Annotated in this window: 3 protein-coding genes; all 3 read left to right on the top strand. The window is 63.1% G+C overall.

Features of this window, described 5'->3' with window-relative positions; translation table 11 throughout:
* Positions 1-7 precede the first annotated feature (7 nt).
* Genes RBA40_RS30530 through RBA40_RS30520 form a run of 3 tightly spaced genes read left to right on the top strand, consistent with a single transcriptional unit; the run spans position 8 to position 15,870 of the window.
* On the top strand, positions 8-3,136 hold the full coding sequence (locus RBA40_RS30530) for a serine hydrolase (protein WP_306652403.1): 3,129 nt from the start codon (positions 8-10) through the stop codon (positions 3,134-3,136).
* Complete coding sequence (locus tag RBA40_RS30525; protein ID WP_306652401.1) at positions 3,126-9,533, top strand: non-ribosomal peptide synthetase; 6,408 nt, start codon at positions 3,126-3,128, stop codon at positions 9,531-9,533. The genes RBA40_RS30530 and RBA40_RS30525 overlap by 11 nt, the downstream gene beginning before the upstream one ends.
* A gap of 16 nt (positions 9,534-9,549) precedes the next feature.
* Positions 9,550-15,870, top strand: a complete 6,321-nt coding sequence (locus tag RBA40_RS30520) for an AMP-binding protein (RefSeq protein WP_306652399.1) — start codon at positions 9,550-9,552, stop codon at positions 15,868-15,870.
* Positions 15,871-15,916 lie beyond the last annotated feature (46 nt).

Genomic DNA, 15,916 nt, shown 5'->3' with positions numbered 1-15,916 from the left:
GAAATCAATGAATAAGGTCGGATTGTCGCGCTTTGTCGCAGTTGTCATCAGCCTCTGCCTCAACCTGAGCGTTTACGCCGCCCCGGCGGCCAACCCCCGGCCCAATCTGAACCAGATGATTGGCGAGCTACGCCAGCGCTGGGACGCATCGCAAGTACCCACCGGCGGCTTGAGTGTGGTGGTCGGCAACGAGGTACATACCCTGCGCTTGGGCAAGGCGGAGCCCGGTGCGTTTGAGCTGGCTTCGTGTTCAAAAGCCGTCACCGGCCTGCTGATCGCGATGCTGGAACGCGAAGGCCGCCTGAGCCGGGATGACGCGATCACCCGCTGGGTGCCGGAGCTGGCGGAAAATCCCAAGACCGGCTATGCGGCGGTACGCCTTAGCAACTTGCTGTCCCATACCAGCGGCTTGTCTGCGGACACGCTCGATCTCCTACGCCCCGACAGCGGGGACGATGCGCTGGCACGCTTGCCCTTGTTACTCAAGGATGTGCCGCTCGCGCATGCGGTCGGCAGCCGGGAAGAGTACGCGACCTTGAACTACAGCCTGTTGGGCCTGGTGGCGGAGCGGGCAACCGGCAAGCCGTTCGCTGTCTTGCTGCGGGAAAGGATCTTTCAGCCGCTGGGCATGCGGCACACCTTTGTCGACGGCGATCCGGCACCCGAAGCGCTGGAACGCGTCCCTGGCTACAAGATCGGTTTTGCCAGCGCCCGGTCCTATGCGGCTCCGCGCTACCGTCAAAACACACCGGCCGGGTATGTGATCAGCACGCCGGAAGACATGGCCCGATGGTTGCAGTTCCTGCTCCGGCCGACGCCGGCGGCCGGAAGCGATGAGCGCCTGGCGGCGCTGTATGCCGCGCGGGAGGTGGCCAAACGGCGCAGTGCTGTCGGATATGCCTATGGCTGGGACGTGGAAACAGGCAAGACCACAAGCTGGAGTCATCCAGGCCAGAATCCGAACGGTTCCGCCTATGTGGCGTTCGATCCCCAGAGCGGGGTAGGCGTTTCGCTGCTCGGTAATAGCAACAGCCCGCAGGTCGCCGATCTTGGCCGGGCTGTATTCGAGCATCTGCGCAATACCACCCCCCGGCCACTGCCACACCGGCAGGTGGCTGACAGCGGGGATCTCGTTGCCAGTGGGCTGGCCGCGCTGTACTGGCTGGGCGGCTTGCTGCTGTTGCCGCTATGGCTACTGCGCGGCAGGTGGTCGGCGCCGACCGGCAGCAAAGAGGGTGGCGAACTCGCCAGCCGGTTGGAAGCGACGATCATCCAGGAAGGCCTGGTGCAATCGGCCGAGAAAGAAAGCTGGCTTGCCTTTACCGGCCGGTTGCTAATCCGCAATCTAGCGCTGATCCTGATGCTGGTAACTGCGCCGACGCTCGCATTCGGGCTCAATTGGCCCAACCTGCTGGTATGGGGACCTCCGAGCCTGCCAATGGCGGCCGCCGGGTTGTTTTTCCTCGCCAATGCCATCAGTTTGTTTTTCTTCTTGGCAGCGCGCCACAGCGACAGTTTCGGCAGAAAAACTTTTTCGTCTCTCATGGTCGCTAAGGTCGTCGGGTTGACGGTGCTGTCCGGGCTTCTCAATTCCGCGCTGATCCTGTGCATCCTTCAGGCCATCGACGGCCGCCCTGCCGGCCTCCTGCCTAACGCCGGGCTGCTGCTGTGCTGCATCTACTTCTATATCGTTTCGCGCAAGGCTGCCGAGCAACAGATCATGCATTTTGGCCATGCCTTCGTCCAAGGTTGGCGGATGGAGATTATCCGCCGTCTGCTGGCAGCCGATTACCGTAGCTTGGAGCGGCTCTCGCCAGGCAAGATCCAGGCCGTGATTGGCGAGGACTCGCAGGAACTGGCCAAGAGCGTGCTGGCCTTTGTGCCGTTCTTCACCAACCTGTTGACCATCATCTTCCTGTTCGCCTATCTGATGGCGTTCAAGTCGATGGCGGCAACGGCGCTGCTGCTGGCCTGCACGCTGCCCATGATCGCCCTTTATTACTACGTTTCCGAACGGGCCGACCGCATCATGCCCCAGGCGCTGCAGAGCCGTAGCGAGTTCATGGATACCGTCGAAGACCTGCAGAAGGGCTACAAAGGGCTGCGGCGCGAAGTGGTAAGACGTGCCTTCTACCAGCATGCGCTAGCGGTGTCCGAGCGCTTCAAGCAGTTCCGGATCCGGTATGACCGCGGCTTCCTTGGCGCTTTCTTTGTCGGCGAGTCGCTGCTAACCACGCTGTTGGTCGCCGTGGCTCTGCTGTTCCCCTTCATGATCGCGGGCTTTGACAGCGTCATCGCCAAGGAGTACCTGATCATCCTGCTCTACCTGATCGGTCCGCTGAATGCGGTGATGGCGGCAGTGCCGGAACTTGTCCGGCTGCAAAGCTTGCGCCGCAGCATGGCCGAGTTCAGCCAGTCGATCCATCCCGCAGCGAGCTCCCCGCTGGGGCGGATGCCAGCCAAGATAAGGACGCTGGAACTGTCGGCTGTGCGTTTTCGCTACCCGAGCGCGGGTAACGAGGGGGAGTGCTTTGGCATCGGCCCGGTTTCCCTGAAAGCGGAATGCGGCAAGGCGTACTTTCTGACCGGCGGCAACGGTTCAGGCAAGAGCACACTGGCCATGATCCTTGCTGGCCTGTATGCCCCTGAACAGGGAACGCTGAAGATCGATGGCGCCGTGGTGTCGTCGTGCCAGCTGCAGGAACTGACCAGGACCATCTTCAGTGACAACTGGCTATTCCGGCGGGTGTACGACCCGGCCTTGCTGCAGTTGCGGGCGGCGATCAATCACAACATCGCCGCACTGGGACTGGCCGACAAGACCGCGCTCAATGCCGACGGCACCTTCGACAACATCAGGCTGTCTACCGGCCAGCGCAAGCGCCTGTCTCTCGCCATGCTGCTGGCTGATCCAAGCCCGCTGGTGGTACTCGACGAGTGGGCTGCTGATCAGGACCCGCGCGCCAAGGCAGTCTTCTATCGCGAATGGCTTCCCCTGCTGCGAGCCCAGGGCCGCATCATTTTCGTGGTGACCCATGACGACGAGTATTTCGCCGAGGCCGATGCCCTGATCACCATGAAAAACGGACAACTGATTGAATCAAAAATAGGAAAAGTGGAAAGCCATGCGTATTGACTCTTTGCTGGAGAACCGTTTGGCCCATACGTGCCCTGACCGGACGACGCGGGACGCGGTGCCGGTGGCGGGGCGCTGGGTGCATGAGCAGATCGAGCTCCAGGCCGAAAAGGCCCCTGGCCGGGTCGCCGTTTCTTTCGGCGATCAAGTGCTTACCTACGGCGAGCTGAATGCGCGCAGCACCCGGCTGGCATCGCAGCTGCGTACGCTGGGTGTGAAGAAAAATGACCTCGTGGTCATGCTGGCCGAGCGCTCGCTCGATATGGTGGTGGGCTTGCTCGGCGTGCTGAAGGCGGGCGCGGCCTATGTGCCGCTGGATCCCTCGCATCCTGCGGACAGGCTCGCATACGTGGTGCAGGACAGTGGCGCGCGCGTTCTTCTAACGCAGACAGCGTTGCGCAAACAGGCGCAGTCGCTTCTGGGTATGCCGAGTGACCCGGAACAGGCCGCCTCGGTGATGCTGATCGACGGCCCGATAGGGGCGTTGCACGAACCAGTGGAACCGGTGGCGATCGGCGGGGAAGACCTCGCTTACGTGATCTACACCTCTGGCAGCACGGGACGGCCCAAGGGCGTGATGGTTCCGCATCGAGCCCTGGCGAACTTCCTCCATTCCATGGCGCGCCGGCCCGGCTTCGATTCGAATGACGTGCTGCTGGCGGTGACTACGATCAGCTTCGACATCGCTGGCCTGGAGTTGTGGCTGCCGTTAGCGCAGGGCGCACGCTGCCATCTGGTCGCCCGAGCGACCGTACGTGATGCCGAACAGCTGATGCGCTGTATCGAACAAGTGAGGCCGACGGTAATGCAGGCGACGCCGGCATTATGGACCATGCTGTTCCTGGTTGGCTGGCGCAATGCCGAACGTTTGCGTGCATTGTGCGGCGGCGAGGCCATGCCGACATCGTTGAAGCAACACTTCGTCGAGACCGACACCCAGGCCTGGAACATGTACGGCCCTACCGAGACGACCATCTGGTCGACGGTTGCGCAAGTGCGCGCGGATCAGCCTGTATTCCTTGGCGATCCGATAGCCGAGACGAAGCTGCTCGTGCTCGACGAGCAGCTTCGCCCGGTGGCCGAGGGTAGCGAGGGCGAGCTGTGCATCGCTGGCGCCGGTGTAGCGCGAGGTTACTGGAACCGTCCGGAACTCACCGTGCAAAAGTTCATCGCGCACCCACTGGTCCCCGATGGCCGCGTGTATCGCACCGGCGACCGCGTGCGTCTGGGGCCAGGTAGTGCGTTGGAGTACATCGGGCGGATCGACTTTCAAGTCAAGATCAGGGGATACCGGGTGGAGCCGGGAGAGGTCGAAGCTCTGCTGAAGCAACACCCGGCTGTACGCGATGCGGTCGTGGTGGCACAGGGCGAGGGCGCCGAGAACAAGCGCCTGGTTGCCTTTGTCATCGCGTTCGAGCAGGTGTTGCATCGCCAGACGGAAGGTAGCGTGCTGGACAGCATCCGGCGCTACATGCAGGAAAAGGCTCCTGATTACATGTGGCCGGCCGCCGTCGTTCTCGTCGATCACTTCCCCTTAACGGCCAACGGCAAGATCGATCGCCTGGCGTTCCCCGCGGTTGACTGCCAAGTCTGGCAGGGACAGGACTTTGCACTGCCACAAACGCCGCAGGAACAGATGCTGGTCGACGTTTGGGCCGCGCAGCTCGGCATGACCGGCATCGGCCGAAACGCTCACTTCTTCAATTTGGGCGGACATTCGCTGCAGATCGTCAATGTCATGCTGGCCTTGCGGCGGCGCGGGATCGAGGTCGATGTGCATACCTTGTATCAATATCCGATCTTGTCCCAACTGGCCTTGCAATTGCCTCAGCTTGAACGGCTGCCGCAGGTGGCCGGGGCACCCTCCATGCAAAGCGGCGATCCCGAGACATCCTTGGCGGCACTCGACTCGGCGCAGCGTGCGGTCTTGGCGGCGGCAGTACCGGGAGGGCTAGCCAATATCAAGGAGGTCGGACCGCTGGGGGGGGCGATTCAACAGGGCATGCTCTACCATATGCTTGCCCATCCAGAAGGCGATCCCCATGTGCTATGGCAAGTCATCCGCTTCGAGCGGGAAGATTTGCTGCATGCCTATCTCGATGCGCTGCGGGCCACGATTGCCCGTCACGACGCGTTGCGTGTCGGTATTCTGCACCAGGGGCTGACACAACCGCTGCAGGTGCTCTGGCGCGAAGCCGAACTGGCGGTCGAAGCATTGACCGGCCATGAGTCGCTGGCCGAGCTCAAGCGGCGCTGCCGTCCCGATCGGCAAGGCTTCGACCTTGCAGTGGTGCCTCTGCAGCGTTGCACGTATTGCCAGGACAGTGCGACCGGCCAATGGGTATTGCTACACCAGTTGCATCATCTGACTGTGGATCACGTTTCCCTCGAGCGCATGCAGCGCGAGATCGAGGACAGGCTGCTTGGGCGCGAACCGGCGCCGCTCTTGCCCGTGTCGCCATTGCAGATTCTGGCCAGCCTCGAACGCGGCCAGGACTTGGCGGGGCACAAGGCATTCTTCGATGCCATGCTGGTCGATTATGAGCCGGTCCCGGCCCCGCTGGGCATGGCACGGCCGCTGACCGGGAACACCGTCGTGGTCGATGCATGGCGTTCGCTGGCGGTGGATCTCGGCAGCCGGATACGACAGCAGGCGCGAGGACATGGTGTCAGCGTCGCCGCCATTTTCCATCTGGCTTGGGCCAAGGTCGTCGCTTGCCTCGGCGGGCGCGACGACGTGGTGTTCGGTACCGTGCTGGGGGGCCGCATGCAACTGGACGAAGCCGCCCAGGAAGCGTTCGGTCTGTTCATCAATACCTTGCCGATCCGCCTGCGCATGGAGCAGCAATCGGTGCTCGAATGCTTGTGGCATACCCAAGACGCCCTGATGCAGCTGCTCAAGCACGAGCAGGCACCGCTGGCCTTGGCGCAGAAATCGGCGCACCTGCCTGGCACGACGCCGCTGTTCACGACGCTGCTCAACTACCGCCACAGTCACATCAACCCCATGCCTTCGGCCGAGCCGTTCAAGGCCGACAAGCCGTCGGCCGTGGCTGGAATCGGCTACTCCGGCATCATCGAACGTACCACTTATCCGGTTGCCGTCAATGTCGACGACCTCGGCGACGGCTTCGCTTTCAATGCGCAGGTCGAGCAGGGCCAGGATCCCGAACGGATTTGCGATTATTTCGAGACGGCGCTGGAGGCCATCGTACGCGCCCTCGACACCGCGCCGAACAGCCGCGCCGGTCGTCTCATGGCGATGCCGATGGCTGAAAGGGAGCGCATCCTGCACCAGTGGAACCGGACCGATGCCGCCTTTCCCGACCAGGCTTGTCTCCATGAACTGATTGAAGCCCAGGTAAGGCGTACGCCGAATGCTGTCGCCGTCGAATTCGGCGGCAATTGCTTGACTTACGCCGAACTCAACCGCCAGGCCAACCGGCTGGCTCGCCATCTGGTGACCAGCTTCGGCGTCAAGCCGGATGCCGTCGTCGGCGTCTGCGCCGAACGCAGCCTGGAGAAGGTCGTGGCCCTGCTGGCGGTATTGAAGGCCGGAGGCGCCTATGTGCCGCTGGACCCGCATTATCCCGACGAGCGGCTGTGCTACATGCTGCAAGACTCGGCGCCGGCCGCCGTCTTGTCGCATGCGGCGATCCCAGCGACTGTTGCCGCTCTGCTGGCCGGCTATGCTGCCGAAACCGGCGCCACCGTGGTCGATCTTGAAGCCAGCCGGTCGCACTGGCCGGATGTCGACGAGGACGATCTGCCAGTGTCGGAAACCGGCGTGACCGCTTCCAGCCTTGCCTATGTGATCTATACCTCAGGCTCGACCGGCCGCCCGAAAGGGGTAATGAACGAGCATCGCGGCGTTGTCAACCGCTTGGTGTGGATGCAGAAAGCCTATCGGCTGACGGCAGACGACGCCGTGCTGCAGAAGACGCCGTTCAGCTTTGATGTGTCGGTCTGGGAGTTCTTCTGGCCGCTGATGTATGGCGCCCGACTCGTGGTGGCCAAGCCTGAAGGCCATAAGGACCCGCTCTACCTGAGCGGGCTGATCCAGACGTGCGGCATCACGACGATGCACTTCGTGCCGTCGATGCTGTCCGCCTTTCTCGACCACGCCGCGCCGCAAGCCGTTGACTGTTTGCGCCGGGTGTTCTGCAGTGGCGAGGCGTTGCCGGCTGCCAGCGTACGCCGCTTCCGCGAGCGCTTTCCCACGCTCGAATTGCACAATCTGTACGGGCCGACAGAGGCGGCGATCGACGTCACCGCCTGGGATTGTCGCGAAGAAACCGCTCGCGGAGTTATTCCGATCGGGCGGCCGATCGACAATATTCGTATCCACATACTCGATACCTACGGCCAACCCTGCCCGGTTGGCGTCGCGGGCGAGCTGCATATCGCCGGCGTCGGCGTGGCGCGCGGCTATTTAGGCCAGCCCGGCCTGACAGCGGAGAAATTTATCGAGGATTCTTTTCACGCGCAAGGCAGCAGGATGTACCGCACCGGAGATATTGCCCGCTATCTTCCCGCTGGCGAAATTGAGTATGTAGGCCGTAATGACTTCCAGGTGAAGCTGCGCGGCTTCCGGATCGAGCTGGGCGAGATCGAGGCGGCGCTGTCGTCCCACCCGGCCGTGAAGGAGTGTGTGGTGATGGTGCGCCAGGACGTCCCTGAAGATGCCCGGCTGGTGGCCTATCTCGTCGGGACCGCCACCGTTAGCGACGAAGCGTGCGCTCAGTCCCTGCGTGCGCACCTGCGGGGACGGCTGCCGGATTTCATGGCGTCGGCGAGCTTGGTATGGCTCGATGCCCTCCCACTGACCGCCAACGGCAAGCTCGATCGCAAGGCTCTGCCGTCGCCGGCCGATGTCAGCATGCCTATCCCCGCCGGCCAGCTGCTGGCCGATGGCACGCAAACCCGTCTGGCCCGTATTTGGTCGGTCCTGCTCAATCAGGCCGCACTTGGCCCCCAGACCCACTTCTACGAAGCCGGCGGCCATTCCCTGCTGGCGGTGACGCTGATGGCGCGCATCCGAGAGGAATTCGGTCTCAGCTTGCCGCTGAGCGCGATCGTTGCTCATCTCGACCTCGCATCGCAGGCGGCGCTCATCGATGCTGAGCTCGCACAGGGCTTGGCGTCCGCCGATTCGGCCGCAGCCCTGCCGGCTGGCGGCCGGATTCGTGCGCTACCGGCACAGAAGGCTATCTATAAGGCAGTTCGGCTCAACCCATCCGACCTGAGCAACAACAGCTTCATCGCGCTGGCCTTCGATGCCGAACCAGACCTGAAGGTCCTGCGCAACCTGCTGCAGACGCTATGTGCTCGCCATGAGGCTCTGAGCGCACGCTTCGTGCTCGAAAACGACGACCTGTACCTGCAGCCGTCGCCCCGTTTCATGTTCCGGCTGGAGAAGCGGCAGACACTGGGTTCGCTCGAAGACGATCTGCGCGACTTTATGCGGCCGTTTTCGCTTGAAGACGGCATGAACGTGCGTGGCCGCTGGGTGACGGACGGGCCGAAACCCGTGCTGCTGCTGGATTTCTCCCACGCTGTTATTGATGGGGTGGGTTTGGCGCGCCTCATGGACGAACTGGCAGCCGGCAGCGACGACGCCCCGCCAAACACCAGCCTCGCTGTCTATTCCGAAGCATTCCACGGCGCCGAGTTTGCTGCCCTGCGCAATGATCACGCCGAGTACTGGCATCACCGGTTGCGGGGCTGGCTCCCGGCGCCGCAACCGGACACCGCTGCGGTTCAAACCCGCAGTTGGCAATTTGCCGTCGGCGCCGCGCAAAAGTCGCAGATCGAGGCACTGGCTGCGCAGCTCAGAATCAGCCTGCCCGAGTTCTTTATGGCGGTATTTCTCGGTCTCAAAGCCCAGCTGGAACGGCAACCCGATCAGCTCGTCTCGATGGTCTTCCATGGCCGCGATCAGCTGGCACAGCAGGCGGTGATCGCGCCGCTGATGACCGTCCTGCCCGTACGGGTTGGGTTGCCCGCCGCAATGCTGAGTGGCGCCAGTCTGTGCGAAGTCAGCGCGGCAGTGCGTGCCGCGTGCCGGCATTACCTTTTCGAGGCCGACATGCTGGCCACCCGCTGGCCGGAATTGACGAGGCAGGCGCTGTTCGCGCCGGCGTTCTTCGGCTATTTCAAGCGCGAGGGCTTTACCGGCCGTATCGCCGGCCAGCCGTGCCTGCAACTCGAGACCCCGCTTATCGCCGGCGGCCAAGCGCACTGGAACCTCACTTGCGAGATCGCCGAGCATGCAACCGGCTTCGATGTACGGCTCGAAGCGCTTGCCTATCGCGCCGTGGACAGCACGGCCGATTGGGAGGCGCTGTTCAGGTCGCTACTCGAAGGCGCATTGACGGCAGAGCTCCCACAATCCTAGGCAGGAAAACGCAGAAATGTTCATGAATGACCCTATTGCTCTGAATGCAAGAAAACAGGCGCTGAAAGACTACGTTCGCCAGCAGTCGGCAGCCGAGTATCGCGGCTGCCCCTTCTTCACCGTCAGCCGCCAGCCGGCTGGACTGGAACAGCCGGCAAGCCTGGTGTTCGCGCTGCCGCCAGCGCTCAACACGCGGATCTTTACGTTGGCGGCGGCATCGGCCATGCACCGGCAGGCACTGTTCTCGGCTTGCCTTAAGTATTTGGCCTATTTGCACTGCCGGGAGACGGAGGGCGTGCTGGCCTGGGCGCTGAATGTGCCAGGGAACGAAGGCACGCCAGCGGGGCAGCATTTGCTGCCCGCTCTTTGGCGCTTTGCCGAGACCGACTTGGCCCAGCCGGTCAAGCGCTTGTTCGGCGCCGAGCTGGCAGGCTGGAAGCAGGTGGCCGAGCTGACGGCCGACCTGCCGCCCGAGGCGGCGCAGGGAGAACTGTCGCCGTTATCCAAGGTGCTGGTCGCCTACTCCGAAACCGGTGACCCGTTCGATACAGTCGCGCCGACGGACTATCTGTTGGGTATTGGTATTGAGGCCGGGCCGGAAGGCACCAGCCTGCGGCTGCACTTTCCCGGCAAGCCGGTCGATGACGGACTGGCTGCTCTGCTGGCCGAGCGGTTCATGCTATTGCTGCAAAGCATGGTGTTCGAGCCCGGCGCTGCCCTGCGTTCGATGCCGTGGTTACCCGAGCTCGAGCAGCAGCGGATCGCAGCCTTGTCCGCTCCAGTGCCGGCCGGGCCTCTGCCGTTCCAGAATGTGGCGCAAGCCATTGCCGCGTCGTTGCGCGACAGACCCGCAAGGCCGTTCCTGGAGTGTGGTGACCACGCTGTCACCTTTGCCGACCTCGCACACTACACTAACCGCCTGCTCAACGATTCTGCCTGGCCACAATGGGCCGACATGGGCCATTGCGTGCTGATCGTGGGCCTCAAGGGCGTGGAAACCACGCTAGCGGCCCTTGCTTGCATGCGCATAGGCAAACCATTCTGCCTGCAACCGCACAACCAGCCCGAATCCCAACTCGACAGTGTGATGGCCTTGCACCAGACCAGGGTGGTCTTGCTGGAAGCGGACTGCCGTGACATGGCTGGCTTCTTTCAGGCCCGCGATTGCCAGGTAATCGTGTTGCCGAGGTATGACACATGCCTGCCAAGCGAGGTACCGACGGCGCCGGCAGCCTGGCTGGAAAGCGGCGAAGCGTCCAAGCCCGATGACACCTTGTGCGTGGTAATGACATCGGGCAGTGAAGGCAAGCCCAAGGGTTGCATCGCCAGTCATCGTGCCCTGCTCAACCTGGCACAGGAAAAGCGTGCACTGTACGGTTCCGCCAGATCACGCGTCGCCTCGATGGCGAACCATGCTTTCGATTACTTTGTGCTGGAGTGTGTCGAGGCTATGATGCTCGACATTACACTGGTCCTGGTGCCGGAAGAAGCCCGCATCGATGCGCGCAAGTGTGTCCATTTCTTGAGCGAACACCAGATCGACCAGTTGTTTGTCACCACGGTGCTGGCCGAGGACATCATGGCGCAAGGCGACATTCCCAGCTTGAAGCAGCTGTTTTTCGGTGGCGAAAGTTTACGCAGCTTTCAGAAGCACAACTATGAACTGTTCCATGTGTATGGCCCCAGCGAGACCGGCGTGCTCACCACGTGGGCGCCGATTTACCACAACGGGCAGCGCATTAGCATCGGCAAGCCCTTCGGCGGCTATCAGTGCGCAGTGGTATTTTCTGGCACGGTCGAGCTTTGCCCCATCGGTGTGGCTGGAGAACTGCTGATCGGCGGAGTAGGGGTGGGTCTGGGTTATTTCAACCGACCAGACCTTACTGCGAAGGCGTTCATCGAACTCGACAACGGCAGTTTGCAAGGCCGCTTTTATCGCAGCGGCGATATCTGCTCCTGGAATGTCGACAGCGAGCTGGAAATCCAGGGGCGACGCGACCGGCAGCTGAAAGTGAACGGCTTTCGAGTCGAGCTCGACACTATCGAGAAGTGCCTGCGGGAGCTGCCCGGCATCGCCCAGGCCGCGGTGATCGGTCTGACCGACCAGCGCGGCCATGCCATTCTCGGCGCGCTCGTCGCCGCCGATGACGCCAGCCTGACCGAACAGGCCGTGCGGGATGCCTTGGTCAGCCGGATGCCAACCTATATGGTGCCCGGCCGGATCGCGCTGGTGGCTGCACTGCCGCTGACGCGCAACGGCAAGCTCGATCGCCGCCAGTTCAAGACCCTGCTCGATGACACAGTCGCCAGTGAGGTCGTGCCGCCGCAAGGCGCCACCCAACATTGGCTGGCGGCTTGCTGGGCACGTCACCTGGAACTCGATGCTGCAACCGTATCGGTGGACAGAAGCTTCTTTGCGCTAGGCGGGCACTCGTTGCGCGCGGCGCGCATGCTGGCCGACCTGCGGCAGGCATTGGGGGCGGAAGTGTCTTTACTGGAATTTTTCCGCCATGACAGCATCGCGGGCCTGGCGCAACTGGTCGATTCCAGACTGGCTGATCCAGCCAGCGCCCACATTCTCAGCTTTCAGAGCCTGTTGACAACCCTGCCTGCAAGCTCGCCAGCCCGAGGCCCGTTGTCGGCGCAGGAGGCGCGCTTGTATGCGCAGTACCGGCTATACCCGGAATCGCTGGCGTATCTGCTGGAGATGGACATTCCGTTGCCGCCCGGGGTGACGGACGAATCGGTGACGCGGGCATTGGAAGCGCTGCTGTCACGCCACGACATTTTACGCACCCGTTATCGGGTTGATCACGACGGCGACCCGTATGCAGAAGTGCTGCCATCCGTGCCGGTCGGGCAGGTGCTGCTGGCCCGTGATGACTGGCAGCGGCTGCGGACACGCGCCTTCATGCTGGAGCAAGGCCCATTGCTCAGGGCCTATTTTGAGGGCGATCCGGCCGACCGCTGCCTGCGACTGCAGATCCACCACATCCTGGTCGACGAACCGGCAACGGTTACCCTGCGGGATGAGTTCGAACGGCTGTTACGCCAGGAGCCTTTGCCGCCCGTCGAGCGCGGCTACCGCCACTATGCCGCTGCCTTGGCCGAAGCCCGCCGGCTGCCGCTGTGGACCTCGGCCCAGGCGTTCTGGATGGCGTATCTGGAAGGATTGGAGTTCGATCCTTTCGGACATGGCGCCGTGGAAGCCGGTGGCACCATGGCCAGTATCGATTGGCAGCTCACGTCCGACGAACTTGCCGGCGCTACACGGCTGTGTGCCATGCTGAACCTGTCTCCGGCGGTCTTCTTCCTGGCGCTGTGGGGCCTGGTCGTGGCGCGCGAAGGGAGCAGCGATGCATTCTCCGTCTCGGTCGCCAACGCCTACGGCGCCCGGCAGGGGCTCGATACGATTGGCATGTTTGTTTCTCTTGTGCCCTGCGCCTTCCGCCTGGGCCAGAATGGACAAACCTTCGACGAGTATGTCCGACAACTGGCCGATGACCAATGGGCGGTGATGGACAAGCTGTTCTTCCCGGTCGAGGAAGTGTTTCTCCTGCTGGAGCGCGATCCGCGGCGCTTCGGCAACAATCCATTGCTCAATATCGCCTACTCCTATCTGGAGTCACGCAATGTAGAAACAGCCGGCCAGCCTATGGGTGGAGTCGAGGCCCAGGGACCGCTGAGCCTGGCGGTCAGCCAGGGCAAGCACGCTTGTGGGTTGGCTCTGGAATACCAGTGCGCCGCCTTCTCCGCGGCGCAGATCGACGCGATCGCCGCCAGTTACCGCGCTCTGCTGCAGCATGTGCTGGCCCAGCCTCCGGCAAACTGGCGTGTCGACACCTGGCTGGGCGCGGGTCAAGCATGGCAACCAGCGCAGCGGCAGGCATCCTATAGCCAGATCGACGCCATCTTGCGCCAGAACTTCCTCACCCTCGGCAACCAGCCGGCCGTGATCGACGACGCAGGTGAAGTGACTTGGCATGAATTTGCCGCCCTGACGGCGGCATATGCCCGACGCCTGAACACCCACGCCATCCGTCGCGCCCTGATCATGGGGCCAACGGGACGGCAAATGCAGGCCTTCCTGGCGGCTTGCTTCTTGACTAGGACCACCTATCTGGCCCTGGAAAGCGGCACTCCCGAAGCCCGGGTGGATGAAGTGCTGCGCCATGCCGGACCGGATCTCGTGATCGATACGTGCCGCGAGACCATCACGCCCGACCCACTGGACTGGCAGGCTTTCGCCAGCGTCAAGCGTTCCGACGACAACCCGATCGCCTGGATCTTGTACAGTTCAGGCACTACCGGCAAGCCCAAGGGCATTTGCGTTGCCGCAAAAACAGTGGCCGAGTACGTGAACTCGCTGACCGAGCGGCTGCAGTTGCAAACCGGGCTGCGGGTCACCCAGCAGTTCTCGCCCAGCTTCGATGGTTATCTTGAAGAAGTCCTGCTGGCCTGGGCCCTAAAGGGTACCAGCCTGGTGGTCGATCGCTATAGTCTGCTGGACGAGCGCAAGGCCCGGGCGTTCTTGACGAGCCGCCGTCCCGCCGTCATCTCGGCGGCGCCGGCGCTGCTGGCAGCGTGGAACCGCATGCCGAACCTGGAGCCCCTGCCCAAGGTCTGCATCAGCGGCGGCGACTTCCTGGCCCCCGGCGACATCGGCCAACTGCGCCAGCACATGCAGATCTGGAACAGCTACGGCCCGACCGAAACCTGCATTGCGGCATCGATGGTCGACTGCAGCCAGGCCGCAGCCGGAACGGTCCTGCCGATCGGCTCGCCGTTCGCGCATGTGGCCTTCTCCGTGGTCAGCCCCGAAGGCCGCCGGCTCCGTCCCGGGCAATGGGGCGAGCTGCTGATCTACGGCGACTTTGCCCAACACAACTATCTGGATGACCCCGGACAGACGGCTGCCAGGTTTGGTCAGGACGAGAACGGGCCATTTTTCCGCACCGGCGACATGGCAATGGCCGGCAGGGACGGCCTGTTCTACCTCAAAGGCCGAATGGACGACAGCTGCAAGGTACGCGGCAACTTTATCGGCCTGGGAGAGCTGGAAGGCAAGGCCGGGCAGTATCCGGGCGTGATGGCGGCCGCTGCTGCCGTGGCCTGGGCCGGAACGGCGGAAGCTTGTCTTGTATTGGCGCTAGAAGGCGAGGCAGGCAATCTGGCCGGGTTGCAACAGCACCTGGCCCGCTATTACACCCGCTCACACCTGCCGTCGGCGGTCTTCCCGGTGGAACGGCTGCCGCGTACCGATACCGGAAAGCTGGACCGGCCAGGGGTCGTGGCGCTGTTTCACGCTTGGCGCGAACGCGCCGGCCCGGCCGTAGAGGAAGAATCGCTGGGTGAGGACCTGCGGACCTTGATTGCCTGTTGGCGGCAGTGCCTGGATTATCAAGGACCACTGACGGAAGATTCCGACTTTTTCCTGGTCTCCGGCTCCTCGTTGAGCGCTGTCCGGCTGGCCAGACACATTGAAATCCGCTTCGACGTTGCGTTCAGTCCGGTCGATGTGTTCCGCAACTCCACCGTCGGCGGACAGTGGACTCTGATCGAGGCGCGCCTTGGCATGTCCGGAACCCCTCCTGGCCCAGTGCTCGAGGAGCGCTTCCTGAGTGTTGACCAGCCCGCCACGCCGAAGCTGGTCTTGCTACCGCCGGCGATGGGGAGCTTGCAGGAGCTGCAAGCCCTGGCCGAGCGCTGGTCGGGCAGGGTAACGACATCGGCGCTGACAGTGGCGCCGGAAGCTGCGGCCGGGCTGTCAGTGCCGGAGCTGGAAGCGGCGCTGCTGGAGGCCTTGCAGCGCATGCTCACTGCCGATGACGACCGTCCTCTATGGCTTGGCGGCTATTCGCTTGGCGCAGAGATGCTGGCGGCCTTGCTGGAGCGGCATCCTTCGCTGTCCAAAGGAGTGGACCGGCTCATTTTTCTCGATCCAAATTTGCAGACCCGCGTATTCGATGGAGCAGGGCTGTTTCGCGAATTCATGGATTTCTTCCGCGATTTCAATCGAGAGGCCGGTTTGGCTGCCGCGATGGAGGTTGCCGATGAAGCCGACCTGCGCGAGCGTTTCCCGGCGCTGTACGGTGAGTGGCGCCATTACCGGCTGCAGCACGCCTTCCTGTCCGGCCGCAGTTTTCTGGCCAGGACGCGGACATTGGCATCGCTGGAACCCGAGTTGGCGCTTCTGCTGTCCGCTGATGCGCAGGACGTCGCCGCCCTGCCGCACGAACTGTGGGAGCAGGGCATCGTGCGCCAGTTACCGGGCAGCCATGTCGGTTTCCTGCGCCTGCTCGAACCCGATGTGCTGATTCGCCCGACAACGGGTTAAGAAATAGAACCAGGGTGGGGACAAGGAGCCGCCACCCAATTGCTTG

This window comes from Massilia pseudoviolaceinigra (assembly GCF_030846505.1).
Lineage (GTDB): Bacteria > Pseudomonadota > Gammaproteobacteria > Burkholderiales > Burkholderiaceae_D > Telluria_A > Telluria_A violaceinigra.
This window is presented reverse-complemented; position numbering and strand designations above follow the sequence as displayed.

Excerpts from the sequence above, each read along its gene's own strand:
- RBA40_RS30530 (WP_306652403.1), top strand. The coding sequence starts at position 8 with ATGAATAAGGTCGGATTGTCGCGCTTTGTCGCAGTTGTCATCAGCCTC.
- RBA40_RS30525 (WP_306652401.1), top strand. The coding sequence starts at position 3,126 with ATGCGTATTGACTCTTTGCTGGAGAACCGTTTGGCCCATACGTGCCCT.
- RBA40_RS30520 (WP_306652399.1), top strand. The coding sequence starts at position 9,550 with ATGTTCATGAATGACCCTATTGCTCTGAATGCAAGAAAACAGGCGCTG.